This is a genomic window from Paracoccus salsus, from assembly GCF_021556615.1.
In the GTDB taxonomy this organism is placed as follows: Bacteria; Pseudomonadota; Alphaproteobacteria; order Rhodobacterales; family Rhodobacteraceae; genus Paracoccus; species Paracoccus salsus.
Genome location: NZ_JAKGGD010000002.1, coordinates 56,713 through 81,361, shown reverse-complemented (window position 1 = coordinate 81,361; position 24,649 = coordinate 56,713). Strand labels below are relative to the sequence as shown.

Below are 24,649 nucleotides of genomic sequence, written 5' to 3'. Positions count from 1 at the left end.
ATGCCTTGACGAAAAGGGTTCACGGGATATCCTTTCCAGAGTGGTTGGTTCAGATTTTCCAGAAATGGCGGCGTCGTGTGGAATGACCGGACAGAGCATGGGCCAGACGTGGCAGATCTGTCGCTCGCGAGGCCAGGCGGCTTGAGGGCAAACCGGGGGCGGGCGGGCCGATGAACAGCCTTGGCCCGCAGCCCGGCACCGTCTGCCCCGCGTTCCGCGAGATCCACGACCCCGCATGGATGTATCCGGCCACCGGTCATCGCCGCGCCCTGGCGGCGCTTGAAGCGGGGATCGAGGCGCGGCAGCCCCTGCTGCTGCTGACCGGTGTTGCGGGCAGCGGCAAGACGCTGCTGCTGCGCGTGATCGAAGCCCGTCACCGTGACGATCTCGACCTCGTTCATGTCGATCGGGACGACACCGATCCCTCCGACCCTGTGCAGCGTGCGCTTGGGGCGTTTTGTCGGCAGGGTCCCGACCTGCCCGCAGCGACGCTGGAACAGCGCCTGCGCCTCCGTCTGAGCCATTCGGCCGATCCCTCACGCGGCGTCCTGCTGATCGTGGACGACGCGCACCGGCTGTCAGACGGGGCGTTGCGACAGATTGCGGATCTGGGCGGCCTGGTCTCGGACGGCGTGTCGCTGATGCCGGTGCTGCTTGCCGGGCAGCCCGAGCTTCTGGCCCGGCTTTCGCTGCCGCCGCATGACGCGTTGCAGGCCCGGCTGGGGACCCGATGCGACCTTGCGCCCCTGACCGAACGAGAGACGGCGGGCTATGTCGCCCACCGGTTCGAGATCGCCAGATGCCGCTGCCATTCCGGGGTTTCGCCCTTCGCCCCGGGCAGCCTCAGGATCGTTCACCACTGGTCCGGCGGCGTGCCGGGCGTCGTGAACCGGCAGGTCAGACAGTGCCTGTCCCAGGCCGACAGCGCCGGGCTTCCGGTGATCGGCGCGGCCTTCGCCGACACATGCCTGCGACCGGGCGGCGCGACACCCGGCGCTTTGCCCGTTGCCCCGTCCCGGGATGGCATTTCCGACGCCGGGCCAGGCGGCGAGTCCGGGCCGGGCGATCCGGGCGATCCGGGCGGGCAAGGCCCGTCGCCGCCGGGGCCGGGCGATTCCGGTCCCGCCATGGCCGCTTTCGCCCGCGACGGCGGGACAGGGCAGGGCGATCTGCCCATGCGCGAGGTGCCGACATCGTTCGCGAACCGGCTGCCCTCCCCGTCCCGCAGCCCGCTGCGTTCTGCCCTGATCGTCCTGCCGCTCGTGGCCGTGATCGCGCTTGGGGCCGCCTGGCAACTGACCACCGACGCGCCCGCGCCCGCATTGGCGCCCGCATCGTCCCCGGTTGCGAACGGTGCCGCAGCGCCCGAATCCGACAGAATCGCCGCCCTGCCGGCGACACGGGCCGTGCCGCCGGTCGAGCCAGCGCCGACCCCGTCGCCCGCCGAGGTCGCGGACCAAGCGTTGCCCGACGCCCCGGCTCCGGTCATGTCGCACGCAACCGTTGCCTCCGCCCTGGGGGTGAGGCGCCTGCCGCCTGTCCGGACCATCGAAAGCGTTCCCGACCCGCAAGCCTTGCTGGACGAGGCCCTGGCGCTGGGTCCCGCGCATTTGCCGGCCGCCGCGCTTCTCTATGCGCGCGCCGCGCTGCGCAACAGCGACTGGGCCGCCTATTTCCTCGGGCAGGCGTTCGAGACCGGCGACGGGGTCGGGATCGACCTGAACCGCGCGCGGGCCTGGTATCGCGCGGCCGCCGGGATCTGGGGCGCGCAGCTGCGCGTCAAGGAGCTGTCCGATGCTCCGGTGGTGCGGGGGCTGGATTCGCGCCCCGTGCCGATCATGCAGGCGATCTTTCCCAATGGCGACATCGAGATCCACTGGCGCTCGGCGGGTGGCGACAGCCCGGTCCGGTTCGCCGTGGAATACCAGCTTGCCGGAGGAGGCGGCGGCCTGCAGCGCGCCGAGACCGACCGCTCGGCGATGCTGCTGCATGGGCCGGTCCTGCGCTGGCGGATCGTCACGCTGGACGTTCTGGGCGCGGATGCCGAGTCGACGGGCTGGACCTGGCCGGCCCCACCCGCGCGCTGATCAGCAGCCCATGACCTCGCAGATGCTGCGCCGATAGGCTTCGTTGGCGTCGCTTTCCGGCGTGCCCGTGGCGGTGCAGTTGGCGACATAGCCGGGGCTGATGCCGGTATTCACGCAGGCGCCGACATCCCAGCCCTGCGGGATCGCGCCAAGATCGACGTCATTCCACTTCGGGTGCCCGTTCTGCTTGAGACTGTCGAGATTGGTCAGGATCAGCGACGACAGATCCGAAACCGCCGTGCAGGCGGCACGGTGATAGGCGTTCATGCGCGGATCGTATTCATAGGTCATCAGCACCGCCTTGACCGAGACCAGATCGACCGGCTCGGACTGGAACGGATAGGTGCCGCCGGGCAGGCTCTTCGGGGTATAGACGCTGCGCAGCGTGTCGTCGACGATCGGCAGAAGATGGAACTTCTCGGCGTCGATATCGCCCTCGGCGTAAATCGCGGCCGGGGCGCCTGCGACATAGAAGAAGGCGTCGATATCGCCCGCCTTCAGCGCCTCAAGCGATTCATTCGGGCCGATCGTCAGCTTCTCCGACGGCTCCAGCCCGGCCAGCGACATCATCAGCGACGCGGTCAGGAAGGTGCCACTGTCCTCGACCCCGATGGCCACGCGCTTGCCCTCGATGCCCTGGAAATCGGCAATGTCCTTGCTGGCCAGGATATGCACCTCCTCGTCGTAAAGCGGAAAGGCGATGCGCACCCCCTGGATCGTGCGGGCGATCACCGGGTCCTGGCTGGCAAAGGTCTGCATGTATTCCAGCACGTCGTTCTGGACGATTCCGAACTGAGTGTAGCGCCGCTGCCTGACGCCCAGGAAATTCTCGAGCGATCCGGCGGATTCGACGACGCCCATGGTCTGCCCGCAACCCGACATCAGGTTCTGCATGTCGCGGCCGAACTGGATATAGGTTCCGGTCGGCCCACCGGTCATGATGTTGATCCGCGGCTCCTGCGCCTGACCGGGCGACAGCGACGCCGCCAGAAGACCGGTCGCCAGCGCGAGGTTCCGAAAAAGCTTCGACAATCGCATCTTAGTCTCCTTCCGTGTGTGGCGCGGCCGGTCAGCAGTTCTCCAGGCGGGAGATCAGGGCCAGCAGGGTTTGGCGGTTGATCGGATTCTGCACCGCCCCAAGCGCGTCAGCGGCGCAGGCGCCGCCGATCAGCAACTCGCGCAGGCGCGCCCGTTGGGCGGGATCGGGGGGCAGTCCCGGCGCGGCGGCAAGTGCCGCATCGACCGCCGCCGGGCTGCGCACGGGCGCCGGCTCCGCAGGCGCGGCGGGTGCGGGCGTGGCGCTGGCCTCTTGCTGGCCGGTGGCGCTGTCCGTCTGGGGGGCCGGGTCCGCCGCCGCCGCCAGCGCATCGCGGCGCTCGGTCAGGGTGGCGATGTCGGCACGCAGCGCGTCGGCGCGCGCGGTCAGCTCGGCGGTCGCCGCCTGCTGTTCCGCAACCGCACCGGCCAGCGCGTCGCGTTCGGCGGCCAGCGTCCCGGCATTGGCGATGTCCTCCTGCAGCGCGGCGCGCTGGTCGCTCAGCGCCGCGATCTCGTCGCGCAGCGTGGCCAGCTCCTCGCGCAGCGGCGCAGCCTCCGAGGTCAGCGCGTCCATCGCGGCCTCGTGCTGTTGCGCCTGCTGCCGGGCCTGTTCGGATTGCGCGCTTGCCGCCTCGCGGTCGGCATCCAGCTGTTCGATCGTGCCGCGCAGTTCGGCGGCTTTTGCATCCAGATCGGCCAGTTCCTGCTGGCGGCTGGCGATGCTGTCAGCAAGGGCTTCGGCCGTCGCCCGCTGCTCTGCATCGATTCCCGCCTCGGCGTCCAGCTCGGCGGCGCGGGCCTCGGCCTCGGCGGTCTCGGCGGTCAGCGCCTCGCGCCGGCTGGTCAGGGTCCCGACCTCCGAGCGCAGTTCGTCGGCCTGCCTGCCCAGCCCGGCCACGGTCTCCTGCAAGCCGGCTTCCTGCGAAGCCAGTTCGGCCACGCGGCCGGTCAGGCCTTCAGCCTCGTCACGCGTGGCCTGCAGTTCCGCCAGTTCGGCCTCGCGTTCGGTGATCTGGCCGGTCAATGCCTCGGCCTCGGTCCGCATCGCCTGCAAGTCGCCCGTCAGCCGGTCATGCTCGGCCCTCGCTTCGGCCGCCTCGGCGATTTCCGCCTGCAATGCGTCGCGCTGCGTGGTCAGCGATGCAACCTCATCGCGCAGGGCCCGGGTCTCGGCGTTCAAGGCCGCAAGTCGTTCCTGCTGCTGAGCCGCGTCGGCCTGCAACTGCCCGATCCGATCCGTCAGATCGCTTGCCTCGGCGCGCAGCGGGGCGGCCTTTTCGGTCAGAGCCTCCAGCGCCGCCTGCTGGCGCGCGGCTTCCTCGCGCGCCGCAGCAACCGCCGCTTCAAGCCCGTCGCGCTCGGCGACAAGCTGTTGGACAGCGCCCTGAAGCGCCTCGTGCCGCGCGTCCAGCCCGGACAGCGCCTGTTCGCGGCTGGCGATCTGCGTCTCAAGCCCTGCGGCGGCGTCCTGCTGGCTGGCGATGCTGTCGGCAAGCTGCCGGTTTTCGGCCTCGAGTTGCGCGTTGCGGTCGATCTGGGCTTGCAGGTCCTCGCGCTGATCGGTCAGCTTCGCGACATCCTCGCGCAGGCCGCTCAAACGTTCCTCTGTCGGGGCGATCTGCTGGTTCAGCGCGTCAAGCCGGTCGCGGGCTTCTGCGGCCTGCGCCTCAAGCTGCCCGACCTCCTGATCCATCGCGGCGATGATCTGGCGCAGCGCGCGGGCACGCTCGGCGTCCTGCTGCGCCAACGCGGTGACAGGAGCGAGAGAAACGAAAAGACACAGGGCCGTTGCAGACCCGATCGACCAGGGTAACCGCGCCACGCACATCTCCTCACACTGTGTTCATGATGCGGATTGCCCCCCGGTTGTCAATCTTTGCGGCGGCTCGCCGCGCCCCGACCGGCCCCGCGCCTCTATGCCGCAGACATCTTCGCGAATGTCGCAAATTGTGTTGCAATACGGGCACAAGCCCGCATAACGTCCACCTTGCGCTGAATAACCATATCATAACAGGGAGAGCGCTCATTGCTGGACAATAGCACTGGCGACGCCTTCGTTGCCTTCGATCACGTGCAAAAAAGCTATGACGGTAAAACGCTTGTCGTCAAAGATCTGAATCTGTTCATCGACAAGGGTGAGTTCCTCACGATGCTGGGGCCCTCGGGTTCGGGCAAGACCACCTGCCTGATGATGCTGGCCGGGTTCGAAACCGCCACCCATGGCGAGATCCGGCTGGACGGAAGGCCGATCAATCAGGTACCGCCGCACAAGCGCGGCATCGGCATGGTGTTCCAGAACTACGCGCTGTTTCCGCACATGACCGTTGGCGAGAACCTGTCCTTTCCGCTGGAGGTGCGCGGCATGGCCAAGGCCGAACGCGAAAGCCGGATCAAGCGGGCGCTGGACATGGTGCAGATGGGCGACTTCGCCAATCGCCGGCCCGCGCAGCTCTCGGGCGGGCAGCAGCAGCGGATCGCGCTGTCCCGCGCGCTGGTCTTCGACCCCGGGCTGGTGCTGATGGACGAACCGCTGGGCGCGCTCGACAAGCAGTTGCGCGAACACATGCAGTTCGAAATCAAGCACCTGCACGAGAGGCTGGGCATCACCGTCGTCTATGTGACCCATGACCAGGGCGAGGCGCTGACCATGTCGGACCGCGTCGCGGTGTTCGACGACGGGCGCATCCAGCAGCTTGCCGCGCCCTCGGACCTTTACGAACGGCCCGAGAACAGCTTCGTGGCGCAGTTCATCGGCGAAAACAACAAGCTGCCCGGCACGATCGAGGAACTCAGCGGCGACAACGCGCTGGTGCGGCTGTCCTCGGGCGAGCTGATCGACGCGACCCCGGTGAACGTCACCGAGAAGGGCCAGAAGACCCTGGTCTCGATCCGCCCCGAACGGGTCGAGTTCAAGCCCGAGATGATGCCGCCGAACGCGCACATGATCGATGCGGCCGTCGTCGAGGTCATCTATATGGGCGACATCCTGCGTGCCCGCCTGAACGTCGCGGGGGCCGACGATTTCGTCATGAAGATGCGCAACACCCAGGGCCAGACGCGTCTGGAACCGGGCCAGAAGATCAAGGTCGGCTGGCATCCCGCGGACGCCCGCGCCCTGGACCCGATCTGAACGGAAAAAGAGGCAAGTCAATGAAACGAACCGTATTGCTCTGCACCGCCCTGGTCGCGCCCTCCTGGGCTCTGGCCGAGGGAACGGTCGAGGTCATGTCGTGGGGCGGGGCCTACTCGCAGTCCCAGGTCGATGCGTTCAACAAGCCCTTCGAGGCCGAGACCGGCATCAAGGTCAACATGATCGACGTGGACAATCCGGCCACGCCGATCAAGGCGCAGGTGCAGGCCGGCAATGTCTCGGCCGACATCGCCAGCATCGGCTATTCCGACGCCACCCGGCTGTGCGACGAAGGCATGCTGGTCGAGATCGACCCGGCCGATCTGTTGCCCGCGTCCGACGGCACGCCCGCCGCCGATGATTTCCTGGAAGGCGGTCTGTCGGATTGTTTCGTGGCCACCGACGTCTATTCCACGGTGATCGCCTATGACGAGAGCAGGTTTCCCGAAAACCCGCCCTCGACGGTCGCCGACTTCTTCGACACCGAGACCTATCCCGGCAAGCGCGGCATGCTGAAAGAGCCTCGCTTCAACATGGAATTCGCGCTGATGGCCGACGGCGTGCCCGCCGACGAGGTCTACGAGGTCCTGTCCACGCCCGAGGGGCTGGAACGCGCCTTCGCGAAACTGGACACGATCAAGGGCAACGCGGTCTTCTGGGAGGCCGGCGCGCAGCCGCCGCAATTGCTGGCCGACGGCGAGGTGGTGATGACCCAGGCCTATAACGGTCGCATCTTCAATGCCGCCGTGGACGAGGGCAAACCCTTCAAGATCATCTGGGACGGCCAGATCTACGAGATGGAAGGCTGGGTGATCCCGATCGACGGGCCGAATCCCGAGAACGCGATGGAGTATCTGAAATTCTCGACCAGCGCGGAATCGCTTGCGCGGGCGTCGATGCAGATCAGCTATGGTCCGCCGCGCAAAAGCTCGGCGCCGCTGGTCGGCAACTACAAGGACACCGACATCCCGATGTCGCCGAACCTGCCGACCTCGCCCGAGAACATGGGCAACGCGCTGGCGTTCGACAATGATTTCTGGGTCGACCACATGTCTGAACTCAGCGAGCGCTTTGCCGCCTGGCTGGCGACATGAGCTTGCGGCCGGGGGCCGCAGCGGTTGCCCCGGCCGCGGAGAACGCTGGCGCGAACGGCCTGGACCCGGTTCGGGTTCGATCGCGGCGCTGGCTGATGAAGACGGTCTGCGGGGGCAGTCCCGCGCAGTCCGGCCCGCAACGGGCGAAAAATCAGAACGGCCAGAAGGCCGACCATCCAACAGGAGCTAAAAACTTGAAAACGGTACTTATTCTTTCGACGGCGATCGCGACTCTGGGCACCGCCGCGCTGGCCGAAGGCGAAGTCAACGTGGTGTCGTGGGGCGGCGCCTACGAGATGTCGCAGGTCGAAGCCTACAACAAGCCCTTCGCCGAACAGACCGGCATCACGGTCAACATGATCGCCGCCGACAACCCGGCCACGCCCCTGAAGGTGCAGGTCGAGGCCGGGAACGTCACCGGCGACGTGTTCGACGTCGAGGTGTCGGACGCGATCCGTCTCTGCGACGAGGGCGCGCTGGTCGAGATCGACCCGGCGATGCTGCCCGCAGCGCCGGACGGCACGCCTGCGGCCGAGGATTTCCTGGACGGCGCGCTGCTGGATTGCGCGGTCGCCAACATCTTCTGGGGAACCGTGATCGCTTTCGACAAGACCAAGTTCGAGGGCGCCGCGCCGTCCACCGCCGCGGATTTCTTCGACCTCGAGACATTCCCCGGCAAGCGCGGCCTGCCCAAGAACCCCAAGCGCACCCTGTATCTGGCGCTGATCGCCGATGGCGTTCCGGCTGACCAGATCTATGACAAGCTGGGTTCGGCCGAGGGCGTCCAGCAGGCCTTCGCCAAGCTGGACAGCATCAAGAACGATGTCGTCTGGTGGGAAGCCGGTGCACAGCCCGTGCAGCTGCTCGCCGATGGCGAGGTGACGATGGCGACCGGCTATAACGGCCGCTTCTTCGATGCGATGGTCGCCGAAGGCAAGCCGTTCGAGATCATCTGGGACGGCCAGTACATGGATCTCGACATGTTCGTGATCCCGAAGGGCGCGCCCAATCCCGAGGCGGCGATGGAATACCTGAAATTCGCCACCGACACGCAGCGGCTGGCCGATCAGGCGAAATACATCGCCTATGGTCCGGCGCGCAAATCCTCGGCCGCGCTGGTCGGCCTGTATCAGGACGGCACGACCGAAATGGCGCCGCACATGCCCACCAACCCGGACCATATGGAAAGCGCCGTGATGGATGACCCCGAGTTCTGGGCCGACCATGACGCCGAACTGACCGAGCGCTTCAACAGCTGGCTCGCCTCGTCCTGATCCGAACCCGCCGCCGCCCCGCCTTCAGGCGCGGGGCGGCGGCCTCATGACCGACAGCCGGGAACATCATGGCCCAAGCCCTCGATCCTCACGCCGCCATCGTCACCACCGCCTCGGGCGCTGAGGACGGAAAGCTGACCACCGCCGACGGCAAGCCGCTGGCCTGGGCCCTCAAGCGGTCGCAGCTGAAAGCCAAGCGACGGGCTTTTCTGCTCGTCCTGCCGCTGCTGGCTTTCATCCTGATCACCTTCGTGATCCCGATCGGGCAGATGCTGCAACGGTCCTTCTACAATGACGGCTTCTCGGCCAACATGCCGCAGATATCCCAGTGGTTCGCCGAAAACGAACGTGGAACGCCGCCGGACGAGGCCGCGTGGACGGCGCTGGCGAACGACCTGATCGCCTCGGCCGAGGATCGGTCGATCGGTGTGGTCGGAACCCGCATCAACTACGACGTGCCCGGCACGCGGTCGCTGTTCACATCGACCGGCCGCAAGGTCCGGCGCGGGATCGAGCCGCCCTATCGCGAGGCGCTGCTCGAGATCGACGAGGAATGGGGCGACTCCCGGCTGTGGAGCGCGATGCGAAACGCCGCGACACCGGTGACGGCGAATTTCTACCTGGCTTCCGTGGACCGGACGCGCACCGATGACGGCAGCATCCAGCAGGTCGATGAACGCCAGCGCGTCTATGTCATGCTGTTCATGCGGACCTTCTGGCTGTCCCTGCTGATCACCGCGCTGACCTTCGTGCTGGGCTTTCCGGTCGCGCATCTGCTGGCGACATTGCCGATGCGGAAATCGAATCTTCTGATGATCCTGGTGCTGCTGCCCTTCTGGACCTCGCTGCTTGTCAGGACGACGTCGTGGATGGTGCTGCTGCAACAGCAGGGCGTCATCAACGACATTCTCGTGTGGCTGGGCGTGATCGGCGGCGGCCAGCGGTTGCAGATGATCTACAACCAGACCGGCACGATCATCGCCATGACCCATATCCTGCTGCCCTTCATGATCCTGCCGCTGTATTCGGTGATGCGCACGATCAATCCGTCCTATGTCCGCGCCGCGCGCAGCCTTGGCGCGACGAGCTGGACCGCCTTCCGCCGGATCTACTTCCCGCAGACCCTGCCGGGTCTGGGGGCGGGGGCGCTGCTCGTCTTCATCCTCGCCGTGGGCTACTACATCACGCCTGCCCTGGTCGGCGGCTCTTCGGGTCAGCTGATCTCGAACATGATCGCGATGCACATGACCGACACGCTGAACTGGTCCATGGCCGCGGCGCTGGCGGCGCTGCTTCTGGCCTCGGTCCTCATCCTTTACTGGCTGTACGACCGCATGGTCGGCATCGACAACCTGAAGCTGGGGTAATCGCGAATGGCAGTCCCGACCTATGCAACCCCGCTCGAGCGCGCCTGGCATTACGCCTATCTGGTGCTGTGCGGAATGATCTTCTTCTTCCTGATCGCGCCGATCGTGGTGATCATCCCGCTGTCGTTCAACGCCGAGCCCTACTTCACCTTCACCGACCAGATGCTGGAGTTCGACGCGGACGGCTATTCGATGCGCTGGTATGACAGCCTGCTGACCTTCGGCATGGCCGCGCCGGACGGGGTGCGCGACGCATCCTGGTGGGCCGACGCCTGGGCCAACGCCAAATGGGTGAAGGCGGCCAAGAACTCGATCATCATCGGCTTCTTCGCGACCATCCTCGCGACCTGCCTCGGCACGCTGGCCGCGCTTGGCCTGTCGCGCCCGGAAATGCCGTTCCGCCGCGCGATCATGGCGACGCTCATCTCGCCGATGATCGTGCCGCTGATCATCACCGCCACGGGCATGTTCTTCTTCTACTCGAACCCGTGCGAGCTGCTGGGCCTGGTGGGCCTGCCCACCGATTGCGGCCGCCTTGCGGGCACCTATCTGGGCGTCATCCTGGCGCACGCCACGCTTGGCATCCCCTTCGTCATCATCACCGTGACGGCGACGCTGGTGGGGTTCGACCAGTCGCTGAACCGCGCCGCGGCCAGCCTCGGGGCGAACCCGCGCACGACCTTCTTCCGGATCACCATGCCGCTGATCCTGCCGGGCGTGATCTCGGGCGCGCTGTTCGCCTTTGTCACCTCGTTCGACGAGGTGGTGGCGGTGCTGTTCATCGCCGGCCCCGACCAGCAGACCATCCCGCGGCAGATGTGGAACGGCATCCGCGAACAGATCAGCCCGGCGATCCTGGCCGTCGCCACGCTGCTGGTGATCTTCTCGATCGCGCTTCTGACCACGGTCGAGCTGCTGCGCCGCCGGTCCGAGCGTATCCGCGGCATCACCCCGCATTGATGACGCCAGAAGAGCTCGAGGACGAGGGCGGGCGTCCCCGCGCGCCCGACGTTCCGGGCCTTTCGCCCGCGCAGCGCGCGCATGGCGGGCGGCTGGCGCAGATCCACGACATGTATCGCGACGAACTGGCCGCCGTCGCCGCCTTGCTGGCCGAGATACGCGCCGCCCGCGCCGATCCCGCGACGCTGGTCCCGGTGATCGAAGGGCTTGACCTGGCGCGCAACCTGGCGCTGTTCGGCACCGTCTGCGGCCGCGAATGCGCGCTGCTGAAGAACCACCACGACATCGAGGAACACTGGATGTTCCCGGCCCTCGCGGAACGGGCCGACCCGGCCTTGCAGGCCGTCATCGACCGCCTGATCGCCGAACACCGCGTCATCCATGCGCTGATCGCCGATCTGCGCGAAGCCGCCACCACCCTGACCGCCCAGCGCAGCCCCGCCGCCTTCGACGCCTGCGCGACCGCCTTCGACACCCTGAACCGCGCGATCCAGTCGCATTTCGGCTATGAGGAAACCCAGCTTCACGGCGCGCTAGGCGCCCACGCCATCCCGATCTGAGACCTGGCCCGGCCGCCCGCGCCGCTCTGCGATCGCGGCCTGTGCCTCCCGGACCATGCCCACATAATGGCTTGCCCCGGCCGCCTCGAACACCTCCAGCGCCGCGCGACAAGACCCCTCCGCCGCCTCCAGCCGCGACGCCTCGCCGGTCTTGTCGAAGAACGCCACCTCGAGAAGGGCCAGATTGCTCTGCGTCATGGCCCAATCCAGCGGCACCCGCTCGCGGGTCCGTTCCCGCAGCGCCTCGCCATAGGCGGTGACGGCCTCCTCCAGCCGGTCAGTGCCGGGCTCGCGCTCACCGAGGGTTGCCAGCGCGTTGCCCAGATTGTTCTGCGTCGCGGCCCAGTCCAGCGGCACCCGCGCGCGGGTCCATTCCCGCAGCGCGTCGCGATAGGCGGCGACGGCCTCTTCCAGCCGGTCGGTGCCGGTCTCGCGCGCGCCGAGGGTCCGCAGCGCGTTGCCCAGATTGTTCTGCGTCATGGCCCAATCCAGCGGCACCCGCGCGCGGGTCCGTTCCCGCAGCGCGTCGTGATAGGCGGTTACGGCTTCCTCCAGCCTGTCGGTGCCGGTCTCGCGACGGCCCATGGCAAGCAGCGCGTTGCCCAGATCGTTCAGCGCGGCTCCGCGCTGGTCGCTGGTCTGCGCGCCGTTTCGGCTGATCCCGGCAAGCCTGATCGCGACCTCCAGGTCGAAATTCAGCCCCTTGTCGCGGCCGCGAACATACCATTCATCCTGCAATCCGCGCAGCGCCTCGAACCGGTCGGCGCCCTCGGGCAGGTCTAGCTGCCGCCGCTGCCACAGCCGCGTGGCCGCCGCCCCGGCATCGCGGCGCAGGATCTGCTGTTCGACCGCCGCATCCAGCAGCCGCGCCTTTTCCGCCTCCAGTTCCCCAAGCGCGTCATCCACCGTCTGCGCCGCCCCGTCCAGATCGCCGGCCCGGTTCTGCTCCTGCATCCGGCGCAGCACGGCGTTGACCTGATCGCCCAGATTGGACGGCATCATCGCCTGCCGCTCCAGATCGGCGGCGATTCCGACGGCGCGCTCCAATTCGCGAATCGCCGTATCGAAATCGTCAACGCCCTGCGCGATCGGTCGAACCAGCCCGATCAAAAGCCCTTCCCGGCGGCCCAACTCGCGTTCGGCGGCCTCGCGGCTGCCGCGCATTTCGGTCAGGGTCGCCAGCACCGCATCGTTCTGCCGGACCGACGTCATCATCAGCAGGGTTTGGAGGTCGTTCTTGAATGTGCTGTCGGCGCAGCAGGCAGACATCGCCGATTCCAGCGCGACCCGCACCAACGCGATATTCGCCGCGCTGTCGCCGTCGAAACGGATGCGGGCACGCAGGACACCCGCAAGCGGCGCTGCAAGGCGATAGGTCTCGCTGCCCTGGACGACCGCGATCAGGTCCTCGGGCGTCAGCGGGTCGATCTGGGCCTCGCTCAGCAGGACCGCAACGCGGCCCAGATCCGCTGTCGCGTAGTCGCGGCAATCCGCGACCGCCGCCCGCGCCGATAAGGCCGCCCGCGCGGCGACGGCGTCGCGTTCGCGGCCCCATGTCGTGCGAGCCAGCAGCGCCAGCCCTGCAAGCGACCCGGCGACGGCAACCGTGCCGCCGGTCGGATCTCCCAGCATCAACGCCAGTGCCCCGACGCATCCGCCCGCTGCATGTTCGGCGACCTTCTCGGCATTGCTCATCCGCGCACCTCCGAACCACCGACCCCGTCCGCCAGACTGCCCTCAGCGCCGCGCGCGATCAACCGGCTCGTCTGCCGACCGTGCGCAACACCACCGTGCGTTGTCGGTGTACAGGCTGTGCACGCCCGGTGCACCCGCCGTGCATGCGTTGTGCGCCCCCCAATGCGGCCTCTGTCTGACGGGTTTCGCGGGCAGGATTCGCGGAACTTATGGCGCGGCTTGCGGGTTGGCGATACGCGCCATGCCGCGGCCGGAAGCGCTGGAAACGCAGCGAAGTCAGGGAGTTTCATGTCCGCCGATTCAGGAAAACTGCTGCAGCCGGGGCATAATTGCTGGCGCGTCGAACAGGCCCGCCGCTTCACCGTGATCGTGGACGCCGACGCCTATTTCGCCGCCGCCCGCCAGGCCATGCGCGCCGCCCGCCACAGCATCATGCTGATCGGCTGGGACTTCGATGCCCGCATCGAGATCGGCAATGTCGACGAGGGTCCGGCGCGGCTTGGCGACTTCATCATCTGGCTGGCGCGCCGGACGCCGTCGCTGGAAATCCGGGTTCTTCGCTGGGACACGGGCGCGTTGAAGACGCTGCTTCGCGGCAAGACGCTGCTGACGGTTCTGCGCTGGAAGATGCATCCCCGCGTTACGCTCTGCCTTGACAGCCAGCATCCGGTGGGTGGCTCGCATCATCAGAAGATCGTCGTGATCGACGACAGTATCGCGTTCTGTGGTGGCATCGACATGACGGCCGGGCGCTGGGATCGGCCCGCGCATCTGGACGACGATCCCCGGCGCGTCGGTCCCGATGGCAAGCCGCACCCGCCCTGGCACGACGCGACAAGCGCGTTCGATGGCCCGGCCGCCCGGGCGATGGGTGACCTGGCGCGTGAACGGTGGTGCATCGCGACCGGCGAGACGCTGAAGCCCGTGACCTGTCAGGACGGCTGCTGGCCCGAGAATCTGGCTGCGACCTTCCAGGATGTCCGGCTGGGTATTGCGCGGACCCTTCCCGAAACGGCCGACAGCGAACCGGTCCACGAGGTCGAGGCAATGTATCTGGACCTGATCGCGCGGGCAGAACGGATGATCTATGCGGAAAGCCAGTATTTCGCGTCGCGGAATGTCGCCCGGGCCATCGCCAGCCGGTTGCTCGAGGCAGACGGTCCTGAAATCGTCATCGTCAATCCGGTCAGCGCCGAGGGATGGCTGCGCAGCGCGGCGATGGATTCGGCGCGCGCGCGCCTGATCGAGGGGCTGCGCCAGCATGACCGGCACGATCGCCTGCGGTTCCTGCACCCGCTGACCGACGCCGGCGCCGAGATCTACGTCCATGCGAAGATCATGATCGTGGACGACTGCATCCTGCGCGTCGGTTCGTCAAACTTCAACAACCGCTCCATGCGCCTCGATAGCGAATGCGATGTGGTCGTCAGCGCGGACGAGGCGGGAAACGAGACGATCCGGAACGGCATCGCCACCATCCGGAACGGGCTGTTGGCCGAGCATCTGGGCGTTCAAGCGGAGGAGGTCGCCGGGACACTGCGCCAGACGGGGTCCCTGATCGCGACGATCGATCGGTTGCGCGCGGCCAGCGGGCAGGGCAAGACCTTGGCCGACTACCAAATGCCAGAGCTTGCCGCTGCCGAGGAATGGCTGGCGGACAACGAGATCCTTGATCCGGAAGGTCCCGAGATGATTTTCGAACCCATTGAAAAGCGGGGCTTGTTTCGGGGTTGGGGCGGGTTGCGCGACTGGCTCAGCCGACGTTAGCGCGGCTGGGCCCGATGACCGCCCGTCGCTTCGCGCGACTGCGAGCCAGAACCCCCAAAGGCAACCGTTGATGGACGTTCCGATCCAGACACTCGGCGCCGGGCCGATCCTGCACTTGCACGGCCATGACGACCGCCGCCCGCGTTTGGCGGTGGCCCTTCTCCGGCCTCTGGAGGATGGCTGCCCTGGTCCTGTCGAAGCGGTCGAACGCACGACGAGATTCGGCGGATCGCGGTGGTCGGGGGCCTGGCCGCCTGCAGGCTCGAGTTCTGCCTGAGCCAGGAGGACGACGGCTACCGACTGGAAAACGTCGTTCATCCGGTCGCGTGACCCGCCTTGATTGCGATCTGCAGCGCGATGGCAGCGCACGCAACCTGATGTGGGCGCGGCTGGCCGAAGAGCACCGGCTTGCGCCCTTTGGCCTGCTGCTTCAGGGCGGCAATCCTGGTTGGCGGCGGGACCTGCCCGGGCTTGCGAACTTAGCGCCTGACCTGCGTTCGGAAGGGACCCGGCGTCGGGTGATGGGCGAGGCGCCGTTGTCCGGTCAACCCATCCGCATCGGCCCGCTTCCGCGCCAACGCCAGCGATACGTGGCCGAACGCAACTTCCTGACCCTGCAACGCCAGAATGGCGCATGGCGGGCTGTCCGGCATCGTGAGACCGGCGGTTCGACGCCCGCGATGCTGCTGGACTGACAGGGCTCAGCCGGTTGCCAGCAGCACGATTTCGCCGCCGACCCGCGACCCCGACCGGCGCGGCCTGTCGGCCCCGCATCCTGGCGCCGAGCGATGGAATGACGAAAGTGCAGTCCCGGCGCGGTGGTTGCAAATCAGCGTTCGAGGATCAGCAGATCGTCCTCGAAGCTGACCCGGGCGAAGGTCCTGAGATACGACATGCCCAGAAGAGAGCCGTCCAGATCGCCGCCGATGACCCAGGCGCGGACATTGCGGTCCAGAATGTCTCCGATAGCGAATTCATCGATGGTGACCGGCGCGGTCTGAACGCGGCCATTGGCGGTCATCGCGGTGCCGACATAGGCCAGATCGTCGGGGTCGATGCCGATCCGGCGGGCATCCGCGGGGCCAAGTGCGATGGTCGAGGCGCCGGTATCGACGATGAACCGGACATCGACGCCGTTCAACTGCGCGGTGAGGTGGAAATGTCCGTTCCTGCCGATCGGGATCTCGATCCGCCCGTTCTCCAGTACCTGCTGGCGCGGAGCATCGCCCTCGATCCACCAGTTCGCCGCGAAGATCGCGCCGGCGAAGATCACGACCCACAGCACCAGCTGGCGCACCGCCTGACTGCCCCGGCCCGACAATTCGAACAGCATCGCCCCACCGATCACGATGAGCAGAAGGATGTAGTAGGCCAGTTGCATGCCATCTTCGACTTGCATCAAACCAGTCCCGAGCCTTTCAGCCCGTCGATCACGAACTGCACGGAGAGTGCGGCCAGCAGCATTCCCAGAAGCCGGGTGACGACCATCGTGCCGGTGCGACCCAGCGCGCGGGCCAGCGGGGTCGCCAGATGGAACAGCAGCATGGCGATCCCAAGAACCGCCAGCATGACCAGATGGACCAGCACCAGATGGCCCCAGCCGGGTTGCTGGCCGATCAGCAGGATCATCGTGGCCAGCGCGCCAGGCCCTGCAAGAAGCGGCATCGCCAGGGGAAAGACCGAAGGATCGTGGTCGGCCGGATCGGCATGGCCCTGACCCTCGCGCCGCTCGGTCCGTCGCTCGAACAGCATGTCCAGTGCGGTCAGGAACAGCAGCAGTCCGCCGGCGATCCGGAAGGCCGAAATCGAGATGCCGATGCCCGACAGGATCGCCTCGCCGGCAAGTCCGAACATGGTCAGCAGAACGGCCGCGATGACCAGCGCGCGGAACCCGATCCGGCGGCGCTGTGCGCTGTCCATGCCGGGTGTCAGGGCGATGAAGATCGGCGCCAGGCCGACCGGGTCGATCACCACGAAAAGGGTGACGAAGGCCGTGATGTAAAGTGACTGGTCCATGTCTGCTTATCGCCCGCCATTGCGGCCGTGCCAAGTCGTCCGCGCAGCCTCAACGGCGGTCTTGCGCTTGCGTGATCGCGCATACGCTTGCGTGATCGCGCAATCGGGCTTTGCAATCCGCAGTCCGAGCGCATAAATCTGACACGCGGACGGTCAGACCGTCCGGCAAGGGAGTTTCGCATGCTGAACAATATCGGCCTTCCCGGCCTTCTTCTGATCGCAGTCGTCGTGCTGGTCCTGTTCGGGCGCGGCAAGATATCGTCGCTGATGGGCGAGGTGGGCAAGGGCATCACCGCCTTCAAGCGCGGCGTCAAGGACAGCACCGACGAGATCGAACACGCTGCCGACGAGCCAGACCCGACCAAGAGCGACGTGCCGGGCGAAAAGGCGCGTGACGTGACGCCGCACACCACCGACCGCGGCTGAGCGGGGAAGGCCCGGCGCACCATGTTTGATATCGGCTGGACCGAGCTGTTGCTGATCGGCGTCGTGGCGCTGATCGTGGTCGGTCCCAAGGATCTGCCGCATCTTTTCCATTCGCTGGGGCGGTTCACCGCCAAGGCGCGCAGCATGGCGCGGGAATTCACCTCGGCGATGGAGGATGCCGCCAAGGATTCGGGAATCGACGAGGCGACCGGAAGCCTGCGTGACCTGAAATCGCTGGCCTCGAAGAAATCGCTCGGACTGGACGCGCTGGACCGCGCGACGGAACGCTTCGAGAAATGGGACCCGAAGTCACCGGACGCCCGCAAGAAGGCGACGCCCGATCCGGGCCAGACCCCGAAGCCCGCAGGCGAAGGTGCCACGCCCGCCAGCGCGACGCCCGCCGGCCCCAAGCCTGCCAGCGCCACGCCCGGTGACGCGGCCGGCGAGGACGGGTCGGCCGAGCCGCCCGAGGCATCGGCCGCCGGTGTACGCCGTCTGCACGCCGTGCGCCGCAGCGACATGAAAGACACCTGAATTGGCCAGCAAGACTGATAAGGACGACGAGCTTGATGACAGCTCGGCCCCGCTGATCGAACATCTGGCCGAGCTGCGGACCCGCATCATCTGGTCCTTGCTGGCCTTCGTCTCGGCGATGGTCTTGTGCTATACGGTCTGGAACCCGATCTACAACTTCCTGACCCAGCCAATCTGCCACGCGCTCGAGGCGCGGGATCAGGAATGTGGACTGATCCTGCTGAAATTGCAGGAAGGCTTCTTCGTGGCGATCCGCATATCGCTGCTGGGCGGATTCGTGCTGGCCTTTCCGATCATCGCCTACCAGATGTGGCGTTTCGTGGCGCCGGGGCTTTACCGCAACGAGAAACAGGCATTCCTGCCCTTCCTGGTCGCGTCGCCGGTCATGTTCTTTCTGGGCGCCTCGTTCGCCTACTACATCATCCTGCCTTTGGCCTATGACTTTTTCCTGGGCTTCCAGCAGGGACCGCTGGCCTTGCCCGACGACGGAACCGGCGCTGAACCTGCCGCCGAGGCGATCGCGGACAACCCGATGGCCGCGATCGTCTTTCAGGGTTCGGTCGACGAATATCTTTCGCTGACCACCAAGTTCATCCTCGCCTTCGGGCTCAGTTTCCAGCTGCCGGTCCTGCTGACCCTGATGGGCAAGGCGGGGCTGGTGAGCGCCGTTGGGCTGGGCTCGGTCCGCAAATACGCCGTCGTGGCAATCCTGATGCTGGCCGCTGTCGCGACGCCACCGGATGTCGTCAGCCAGGTGGTGCTGTTCACGGTCGTCTACGGCCTCTACGAGATCTCGATCTATCTCGTTCGCCGCATCGAGAAGCGCCGCGAGGCGGAACTGCGCGCCCAGGGGCTATGGGTCGAGGACGAGGACGAGGACGAGGGCAAGGCATGAGCGATCCGGGCGACAGCCTCGAGGCGCTGACGCGGATCGCGGCGGCGCTTGAGCGGCTGGCCCCGGCGCCGTTCCACGCGCCCCGCTTCACCGAAGCCGCGGCCTATGTCTGGCATCCCGACCCCGACCGGCTCGAGCCCGTTCAGACCGTGGACCGTGTCGACCTGGTGCAGCTGATCGGCATCGAAAGCGCCAAGCAGACGCTGCTGGCCAACAGCTTGCAGTTCGCGCGCGGATACGGGGCCAACAATGCACTTCTCTGGGGCGCCCGCGGCATGGGCAAGTCCTCGCTGGTCAAGGCCGTCCACGCCGAGGCCGTGGCCCAGGGGCTGCCGCTGGTGCTGGTCGAGATCGCGCGCGAGGATCTGGCCTCCGTCGGACGGCTTCTGGCGATCCTCGGTCGCGCCACGGATCGACGATTCCTGCTGTTTGCGGACGATCTGTCGTTCGGCCACGATGACAGCCAGTACAAGTCTCTCAAGGCGGTCCTGGATGGCGGCATCAGCGGGCGGCCCGGGAACGTGCTCCTCTATGCGACCTCGAACCGGCGTCACCTGATGCCGCGTGACATGATCGACAACGAACGTTCGACCGCGATCCATCCGGGCGAGGCTGTCGAGGAAAAGGTCTCGCTGTCGGACCGGTTCGGGCTTTGGCTGGGCTTTCATCCCTGTTCGCAGGATGAGTATCTGGCGATGGTCCAGGGTTACTGTGACGCCTATGATCTGACGATCGCGCCCCAGACGCTGCGGGCCGAGGCGATCGAATGGCAGGCCACGCGCGGCGGACGTTCCGGCCGGGTGGCATGGCAGTTCTTCACCGATCTGGCCGGACGCCACGGCGTGTCGCTGCATCCCTGAGCAAGGCGGTGACCGCGCCGCATCAGCGGCGCACCCGCCGGGCGGCAGCGCGCCGACCTTCGGTCGGCACACCCCCTGCCTGGCGCCAGGTGCCGGGTCATGTCACGCAATCCGCTTGCGCTGGCACCGTGCTCGCGCTTTCATCACGGTCATGAACCGTCGCAGCCTCAGCCACGTCCTGACCGGAACCCGCATCCGCGAACGCCGTCTGGCGCTGTCGCGTCGGCAGGCCGATGTGGCCCGCGCGGCGGGGATCTCGCCTGCCTATCTGAACCTGATCGAGCATAACCGCCGCCCGGTCGGGCCAGAGCTGGTGCAACGACTGGCCAAGGTTCTCGAGGTGCCATCGGACGAGCTTGCCGAGGGCCGCGAAGAGGCGCGGATCGCCACGCTTCGCGAGGCCGTCGCGCGGCTGGCTGACGACGGACCTGATGCGGCACCGGAACTGGACCAGGCGCCCGAGTTCCTCGCGCGATTTCCGGGCTGGGCGGCTGCGCTCGTCGCCCTCGCCCGCCGCTCCGAGGCGCTCGAGCGTCAACTGGTCACACTGTCCGACCGCATGACCCAGGATCCCTATCTTCTGACCACGCTGCATGAGGTGCTGTCGGCGGTGACCTCGGTTCGCTCGACCGCCTCGATCCTCGCGGAAGAATCCGAGGTTCCCGACGAATGGCGGCATCGTTTTCGCGCCAATCTCGACGAAGACAGCCTGCGGCTGTCCAACACCGCCCAGGCGCTGGTCGCCTATCTCGACAGCTTCGAGGCGGATGGCGCGATCTTTACCCCGCAGGAAGAGGTCGAGGCCTGGATGGCGGCGGGGACTCCCTCGATCGAGGCGGCGCGCGATCTGGCCTCGGATGCGGGACGTCTTCTTGCCCGCACGCATCTGGCGCGTCTGGACGAGGAAACCGCGGCCCTGCCGGACGCGGTTCTGGCTCCGGCCGCCCGCGAGGAGGGGGACCCCCTGCGCATCGCCGCGCGGCTGGGCTGTCCGCTGGATCTTGTCATGCGGCGGCTGGCGGCATTGCGCCCGCCGGGGTTCGAGCGGGCCGGTTTGCTGGTCTGCGACGGCTCGGGGGCGTTGACGCTGCGGCGCCCGGCGCCGGGTTTTCCGCTGCCGCGGCCAGGCGATGCCTGTCCCCTGTGGCCGCTCTATCAGGCTCTGGGGGCGCCGCAGACCGCGATCTCGCATGTCGTGGTCACGCCCGAGGACCGGCGGTTCTCGACGCTCAGCTTCGCGACCCGCAGCCAGCCCGCAGGGATTGGCGGGCCGGTCCTCAGCCGCGCTCAGATGCTGATCCTGCCGGGCGATGGCGCGGCCGCGTCGCCAGCCTCCGCTGCCATTCCGATCGGTTCCTCCTGCCGGATCTGCCCTCGCGCCGATTGTGCGGCCAGGCGCGAACCCTCGATCCTTCTGGCCCGCTAGGCCCCTGGTGCGCCGCGGGACCCACAATGCGGCTTTGACAGCCGTGGCGCTTCCGTCACATCATCGGCGCAGTGTGCGAGGGGGGGGCGGTCAGAACCGATGATGCTGGACATCCTGATGATCGAGGACGAGCGGAACATCGCCGAGGCCGTGCGTTTCATCCTCGGCCGAGACGGTTGGCGCCTGCGGCTGCATCCGGATGGCGAGGGCGGCATCGAGGCAATCCGCGAGAACCGACCGCGGCTGGTCATCCTCGACCTGATGCTGCCCAACCGCTCCGGCACCGAAATTCTGGCCGAGTTGCGGTCCGACCCGGATCCGGCTCTGGCCTCGACCCCGGTCCTGATGCTGACGGCGCGGGGCGAGACGGCGGCCGCCGCCGAGCAGGCGGACGCGGTGCTGGCCAAGCCCTTTGCCAACCAGGATCTGCGCGATCTGGTGCGCAGGATGCTGGAATGAACGCCATCACCATGCCCCCTCAAGAGAGGCGCTGATGCCGGAACGTCCGCTGTTTCTGGAACGGGCATCGTTCAGGCGCCGCAGGCTGGGCGACGCCGCCCGGATCCTGCCCGTGGTCGCGGCGATCGCGGCGCTTGCGCCGGTCTGGTGGATTCCCCGGCAGCTCAGCTTCGCGGCTGGTGCCGGATGGCTCTTCGGCCTGTGGGCAGTGCTGATCCTTGCCATATGGGCGCTGCACCGTGCGCTGCTGCGCGCCGAGGCGGCGACATTGCGCGCCGAATCCGCGGTCGCCGAGAGCCTCGCGCCGCCGGCTGCTGCCGCGCCGGCGCGCCCCGATCAGGGGGACGACGATCATGCCCTTTGAAACCCTCGTGGCGGGTTGCCTGGCCTATGTGGTGCTGATGTTCGGCGTGGCCTTCGCGGCGGATCGCGCCGCCGCGCGCGGGCGGGTGCGCTGGCTGGACCACCCGTTGATCTACACCTTGTCCCTGTCGGTCTATTGCTCGGCGTGGACGTTCTACGGGGCGGTCGGCTATGCCAGCCGCTCGGGACTTGAGTTCGTCACGATCTATCTGGGACCGACCATCGTCTTCACGGCGGCCTGGTGGGGCTTGCGGCGACTGGTGCGGGTCGCACGGATGCATCACGTCACCTCGATCGCGGACCTGATCTCGGCGCGGTTCGGCAAGTCGAACCCGCTGGCGGCACTGGTCACGCTGATCGCGGTGATCGCCGCCACACCCTATATCGCGCTGCAGTTGCAGTCGGTGCGTCTGTCCTTCGAGGTGTTCGCGACCGAGTCGCCCACCGGCGCCGCCATGAACGGCGCCACAGGTGGCACCGGCCTCTGGGTGGCGGCGGGGTTGGCACTGTTCACGATCCTGTTCGGCACCCGGAACCTTGCCGCCGATGAGCGTCACCACGGCGTCGTCACCGCCATCGCCCTTGAGGCGCTGGTCAAGCTGCTGGCCTTTCTCGCGCTTGGGGTTTTCGTGGTCTGGGGGCTGGCAGACGGGCCGGCCGACATGATGTCGCGGATCGCACGGGCGGGCCGCGACCCCGCCGTCGCCGATGGCTGGGTGCTGCGACCCGATCGCTGGACCGCGCTGATCGTCGTCTCGGCTGCGGCCATCCTGACCCTGCCGCGGATGTTTCAGGTCATGGTGGTCGAGGCCGCGGACGAGGAACGCCTGCACGTGGCCGGCTGGGCTTTCCCCGCCTATCTCTTCGCGATGTCACTGTTCGTGCTGCCGATCGCCGTGATGGGCCGCGAGTTGCTGCCGGCCGGATCGAACCCCGATCTGTACGTCCTGACCCTGCCGGCGGCTGCAGGCCAGAACATGCTGGCGTTCCTGGTGTTTCTGGGAGGGTTCTCGGCCGCCACGTCGATGGTCGTGGTCTGTGCGATCGCGCTGGCAACGATGATTTCGAACCACTGGATCGTGCCTGGCTGGCTGGCGCTGCGCCGCCGCCCCGCACGCGAGGACACCGAGGACCTGAGGGGTTTCGTCTTGAACGCGCGCCGTCTGGCGATCCTGGCCGTCGTTGCGGCCGGCTGGGTCTATCACGAGGCCTCGGGCGGGGCGGCCGCGCTGGCCGCGATGGGGCTGGTGGCGTTTACCGGCATGGCGCAGGTGCTGCCCGCGATGCTGGGTGGGCTTCTGTGGCGCGGCGCCAACCGGCGGGGGGCCTATGCCGGCGTGGGGGTCGGGTTTGCGCTGTGGCTTGGGCTGATCTTCATGCCCTCGGTCGGGATCGGGCATCCGCCGGTGCTGCCTTCGGGCGTCGATCCGCTGGCGTTCAGCATCTTCAGTTCGTTGACCGTCAACACGCTGGCGTTCATCGGGGTTTCGATCTTCGGCTTTCCCGACCCTGTCGAGCGGCTGCAGGGTCTGTCCTTTGTCAGCGCGGTCGAACCGATCCGTTACAGCCGGACGACCCGGGGCGAGGACCGGGCCGAACCGTTGCTGGCGATGACGCGGCGGGTCTGGGGCGCCGATTCCGCACTGCGCTATTTTCAGGCCGAGGCGGCCGCACAGGGAAAAACCGGCTATCTGCCGGATCTGACCCCGAATTTCCTGACCCGGCTCGAGCGGCGGCTGGCCGGATCGATCGGCGCCGCAACCGCGCATGCGATGATCGACCGGGTGGCTGGCGGCGTTGCCCTGACCGTGTCGGACCTGCTGCAGGTGGCGGACGAGGCGCATCGCGCCAAGGAAGAGGCGCAGCGGCTTGAAAACGCAACGAACGAGCTGGCCCGCACCGCCACGCAGCTGCGCGAGGCGAACGACAAGCTGACCGCCCTCTCGGTGCAGAAGGACGCGTTCCTGAGCCAGATCAGCCATGAATTGCGGACTCCGATGACCTCGGTCAGGGCGTTCTCCGAGATCCTGATGACACCCGACCTGTCTGAGGAAGAGCGGGCGCGCTTTGCGGGCATCATCCATGACGAGGCCGCGCGGCTCACCCGCCTTCTGGACGACCTGCTGGATTTGTCGGTGCTGGAAAGCGGGCGCGCCCAGTTGAACGTCTCGGCCAGCAATCTGCATGACCTGATCTCGCGTGCATTGCAGGCCGCGTCGGCGACGCGGTCGGAACGCGTGTTCACGGTGGATCGCGACATGCCATCCGAACATGTGGCCGTCATCACGGATGCGGACCGCTTGTTGCAGGTGCTGATCAACGTGATCTCGAATTCGCGCAAATACTGCGACTCGTCGCGGCCGGTCCTCAAGATCAGGGTGCGCCAACCCGCCGCCGGCGGCGCCGCGATCGATATCATCGACAACGGGTCCGGGATCGACGGCTCTCGGCAGAAGCTCATCTTCGAGAAATTCGCGCGCCTCAACGATCCGGCTCGGGCAGGCGGGGCGGGGCTGGGGCTGGCAATCTGCCGCGAGATCATGGCGGCCCTTGGGGGCGAAATCGACTATCTGCCGGGTCAGGACGGTGCGGCGTTCCGCATCACAGTGCCGCGCAGGCCGCCGTCGGGTGCGGTGCCGACCCAGGAGGACGCTGTCCCATAAACCCTTTCTCAACCTGTTCTTGCCAGATTGGCTGA

22 protein-coding genes are annotated in these 24,649 nt (G+C 67.3%); 17 read left to right on the top strand and 5 right to left on the bottom strand.

Going from position 1 to position 24,649, the window contains the following annotated elements:
* Nucleotides 1-170: 170 nt before the first annotated feature.
* A complete protein-coding gene (locus tag L1965_RS03705; protein ID WP_235755068.1) occupies nucleotides 171-2,087 on the top strand; it encodes an AAA family ATPase in 1,917 nt (638 codons plus the stop codon).
* Here L1965_RS03705 and L1965_RS03700 read toward each other — a convergent pair whose 3' ends face one another.
* Both L1965_RS03700 and L1965_RS03695 read right to left on the bottom strand, forming a co-directional pair.
* Nucleotides 2,088-3,125, bottom strand: a complete 1,038-nt coding sequence (locus L1965_RS03700; protein ID WP_235755067.1) for a TAXI family TRAP transporter solute-binding subunit — start codon at nucleotides 3,123-3,125, stop codon at nucleotides 2,088-2,090. It abuts the gene before it with no gap.
* A 31-nt stretch (nucleotides 3,126-3,156) separates the two neighbouring features.
* Complete coding sequence (locus L1965_RS03695) at nucleotides 3,157-4,947, bottom strand: coiled-coil domain-containing protein (RefSeq protein WP_235755066.1); 1,791 nt, start codon at nucleotides 4,945-4,947, stop codon at nucleotides 3,157-3,159.
* 204 nt (nucleotides 4,948-5,151) lie between these two features.
* Between L1965_RS03695 and L1965_RS03690 the strand changes: the two genes are divergently transcribed.
* The 6 genes from L1965_RS03690 (at nucleotide 5,152) to L1965_RS03665 (ending at nucleotide 11,510) form a co-directional block, all read left to right on the top strand.
* Entirely contained in the window at nucleotides 5,152-6,255 is a 1,104-nt protein-coding gene (locus L1965_RS03690; protein WP_235755065.1) for an ABC transporter ATP-binding protein, read from the top strand.
* 20 nt (nucleotides 6,256-6,275) lie between these two features.
* Complete coding sequence (locus L1965_RS03685; protein WP_235755064.1) at nucleotides 6,276-7,349, top strand: ABC transporter substrate-binding protein; 1,074 nt, start codon at nucleotides 6,276-6,278, stop codon at nucleotides 7,347-7,349.
* A gap of 194 nt (nucleotides 7,350-7,543) precedes the next feature.
* Nucleotides 7,544-8,623 carry an ABC transporter substrate-binding protein gene (locus L1965_RS03680; protein ID WP_235755063.1) on the top strand — a complete coding sequence of 360 codons (1,080 nt, stop codon included), beginning with the start codon at nucleotides 7,544-7,546 and terminating at the stop codon, nucleotides 8,621-8,623.
* A 68-nt stretch (nucleotides 8,624-8,691) separates the two neighbouring features.
* Entirely contained in the window at nucleotides 8,692-9,990 is a 1,299-nt protein-coding gene (locus L1965_RS03675; protein WP_235755062.1) for an ABC transporter permease, read from the top strand.
* A 6-nt stretch (nucleotides 9,991-9,996) separates the two neighbouring features.
* A complete protein-coding gene (locus L1965_RS03670; RefSeq protein WP_235755061.1) occupies nucleotides 9,997-10,950 on the top strand; it encodes an ABC transporter permease in 954 nt (317 codons plus the stop codon).
* Nucleotides 10,950-11,510 carry a hemerythrin domain-containing protein gene (locus tag L1965_RS03665; RefSeq protein ID WP_235755060.1) on the top strand — a complete coding sequence of 187 codons (561 nt, stop codon included), beginning with the start codon at nucleotides 10,950-10,952 and terminating at the stop codon, nucleotides 11,508-11,510. Before L1965_RS03670 ends, L1965_RS03665 begins: the two co-directional genes overlap by 1 nt.
* Here the strand turns inward: L1965_RS03665 and L1965_RS03660 are convergent.
* Nucleotides 11,484-13,205: a tetratricopeptide repeat protein gene (locus L1965_RS03660; RefSeq protein ID WP_235755059.1), complete on the bottom strand. Its 1,722-nt coding sequence runs from the start codon at nucleotides 13,203-13,205 to the stop codon at nucleotides 11,484-11,486. The two genes, L1965_RS03665 and L1965_RS03660, sit on opposite strands and share 27 nt — an antisense overlap.
* A gap of 288 nt (nucleotides 13,206-13,493) precedes the next feature.
* On the opposite strand from L1965_RS03660, the gene L1965_RS03655 reads away from it, so the two are divergent.
* Nucleotides 13,494-14,972, top strand: a complete 1,479-nt coding sequence (locus L1965_RS03655) for a phospholipase D-like domain-containing protein (RefSeq protein ID WP_235755058.1) — start codon at nucleotides 13,494-13,496, stop codon at nucleotides 14,970-14,972.
* 326 nt (nucleotides 14,973-15,298) lie between these two features.
* Nucleotides 15,299-15,667, top strand: coding sequence for a hypothetical protein (locus tag L1965_RS03650; protein ID WP_235755057.1), 369 nt, complete (start codon nucleotides 15,299-15,301; stop codon nucleotides 15,665-15,667).
* Nucleotides 15,668-15,801: 134 nt separating this feature from the next.
* Here L1965_RS03650 and L1965_RS03645 read toward each other — a convergent pair whose 3' ends face one another.
* The gene (locus L1965_RS03645; RefSeq protein ID WP_235755056.1) at nucleotides 15,802-16,371 is read right to left on the bottom strand and encodes a retropepsin-like aspartic protease family protein; all 570 of its coding nucleotides are present in this window, start codon (nucleotides 16,369-16,371) and stop codon (nucleotides 15,802-15,804) included.
* On the bottom strand, nucleotides 16,371-16,988 hold the full coding sequence (locus L1965_RS03640) for a MarC family protein (protein WP_235755055.1): 618 nt from the start codon (nucleotides 16,986-16,988) through the stop codon (nucleotides 16,371-16,373). The genes L1965_RS03645 and L1965_RS03640 overlap by 1 nt, the downstream gene beginning before the upstream one ends.
* Before the next feature lie 180 nt (nucleotides 16,989-17,168).
* On the opposite strand from L1965_RS03640, the gene L1965_RS03635 reads away from it, so the two are divergent.
* The 8 genes from L1965_RS03635 to L1965_RS03600 all read left to right on the top strand — a co-directional run bounded on the left by L1965_RS03635 (nucleotide 17,169) and on the right by L1965_RS03600 (nucleotide 24,614).
* A complete protein-coding gene (locus L1965_RS03635; protein ID WP_235755054.1) occupies nucleotides 17,169-17,414 on the top strand; it encodes a twin-arginine translocase TatA/TatE family subunit in 246 nt (81 codons plus the stop codon).
* A 21-nt stretch (nucleotides 17,415-17,435) separates the two neighbouring features.
* A complete protein-coding gene (tatB, locus tag L1965_RS03630) occupies nucleotides 17,436-17,948 on the top strand; it encodes a Sec-independent protein translocase protein TatB (RefSeq protein WP_235755053.1) in 513 nt (170 codons plus the stop codon).
* A gap of 1 nt (nucleotide 17,949) precedes the next feature.
* A complete protein-coding gene (tatC, locus tag L1965_RS03625) occupies nucleotides 17,950-18,843 on the top strand; it encodes a twin-arginine translocase subunit TatC (protein ID WP_235755052.1) in 894 nt (297 codons plus the stop codon).
* Entirely contained in the window at nucleotides 18,840-19,703 is an 864-nt protein-coding gene (locus L1965_RS03620; protein WP_235755051.1) for an ATP-binding protein, read from the top strand. Before tatC ends, L1965_RS03620 begins: the two co-directional genes overlap by 4 nt.
* Nucleotides 19,704-19,854: 151 nt before the next feature.
* Entirely contained in the window at nucleotides 19,855-21,129 is a 1,275-nt protein-coding gene (locus L1965_RS03615) for an XRE family transcriptional regulator (RefSeq protein WP_235755050.1), read from the top strand.
* 99 nt (nucleotides 21,130-21,228) lie between these two features.
* Nucleotides 21,229-21,588: a response regulator gene (locus L1965_RS03610; protein ID WP_235755049.1), complete on the top strand. Its 360-nt coding sequence runs from the start codon at nucleotides 21,229-21,231 to the stop codon at nucleotides 21,586-21,588.
* A gap of 34 nt (nucleotides 21,589-21,622) precedes the next feature.
* Nucleotides 21,623-21,952 carry a hypothetical protein gene (locus L1965_RS03605; protein ID WP_235755048.1) on the top strand — a complete coding sequence of 110 codons (330 nt, stop codon included), beginning with the start codon at nucleotides 21,623-21,625 and terminating at the stop codon, nucleotides 21,950-21,952.
* Nucleotides 21,942-24,614 (top strand): sensor histidine kinase, encoded by a 2,673-nt coding sequence (locus tag L1965_RS03600; protein WP_235755047.1) that lies wholly within the window; start codon nucleotides 21,942-21,944, stop codon nucleotides 24,612-24,614. Before L1965_RS03605 ends, L1965_RS03600 begins: the two co-directional genes overlap by 11 nt.
* Nucleotides 24,615-24,649 lie beyond the last annotated feature (35 nt).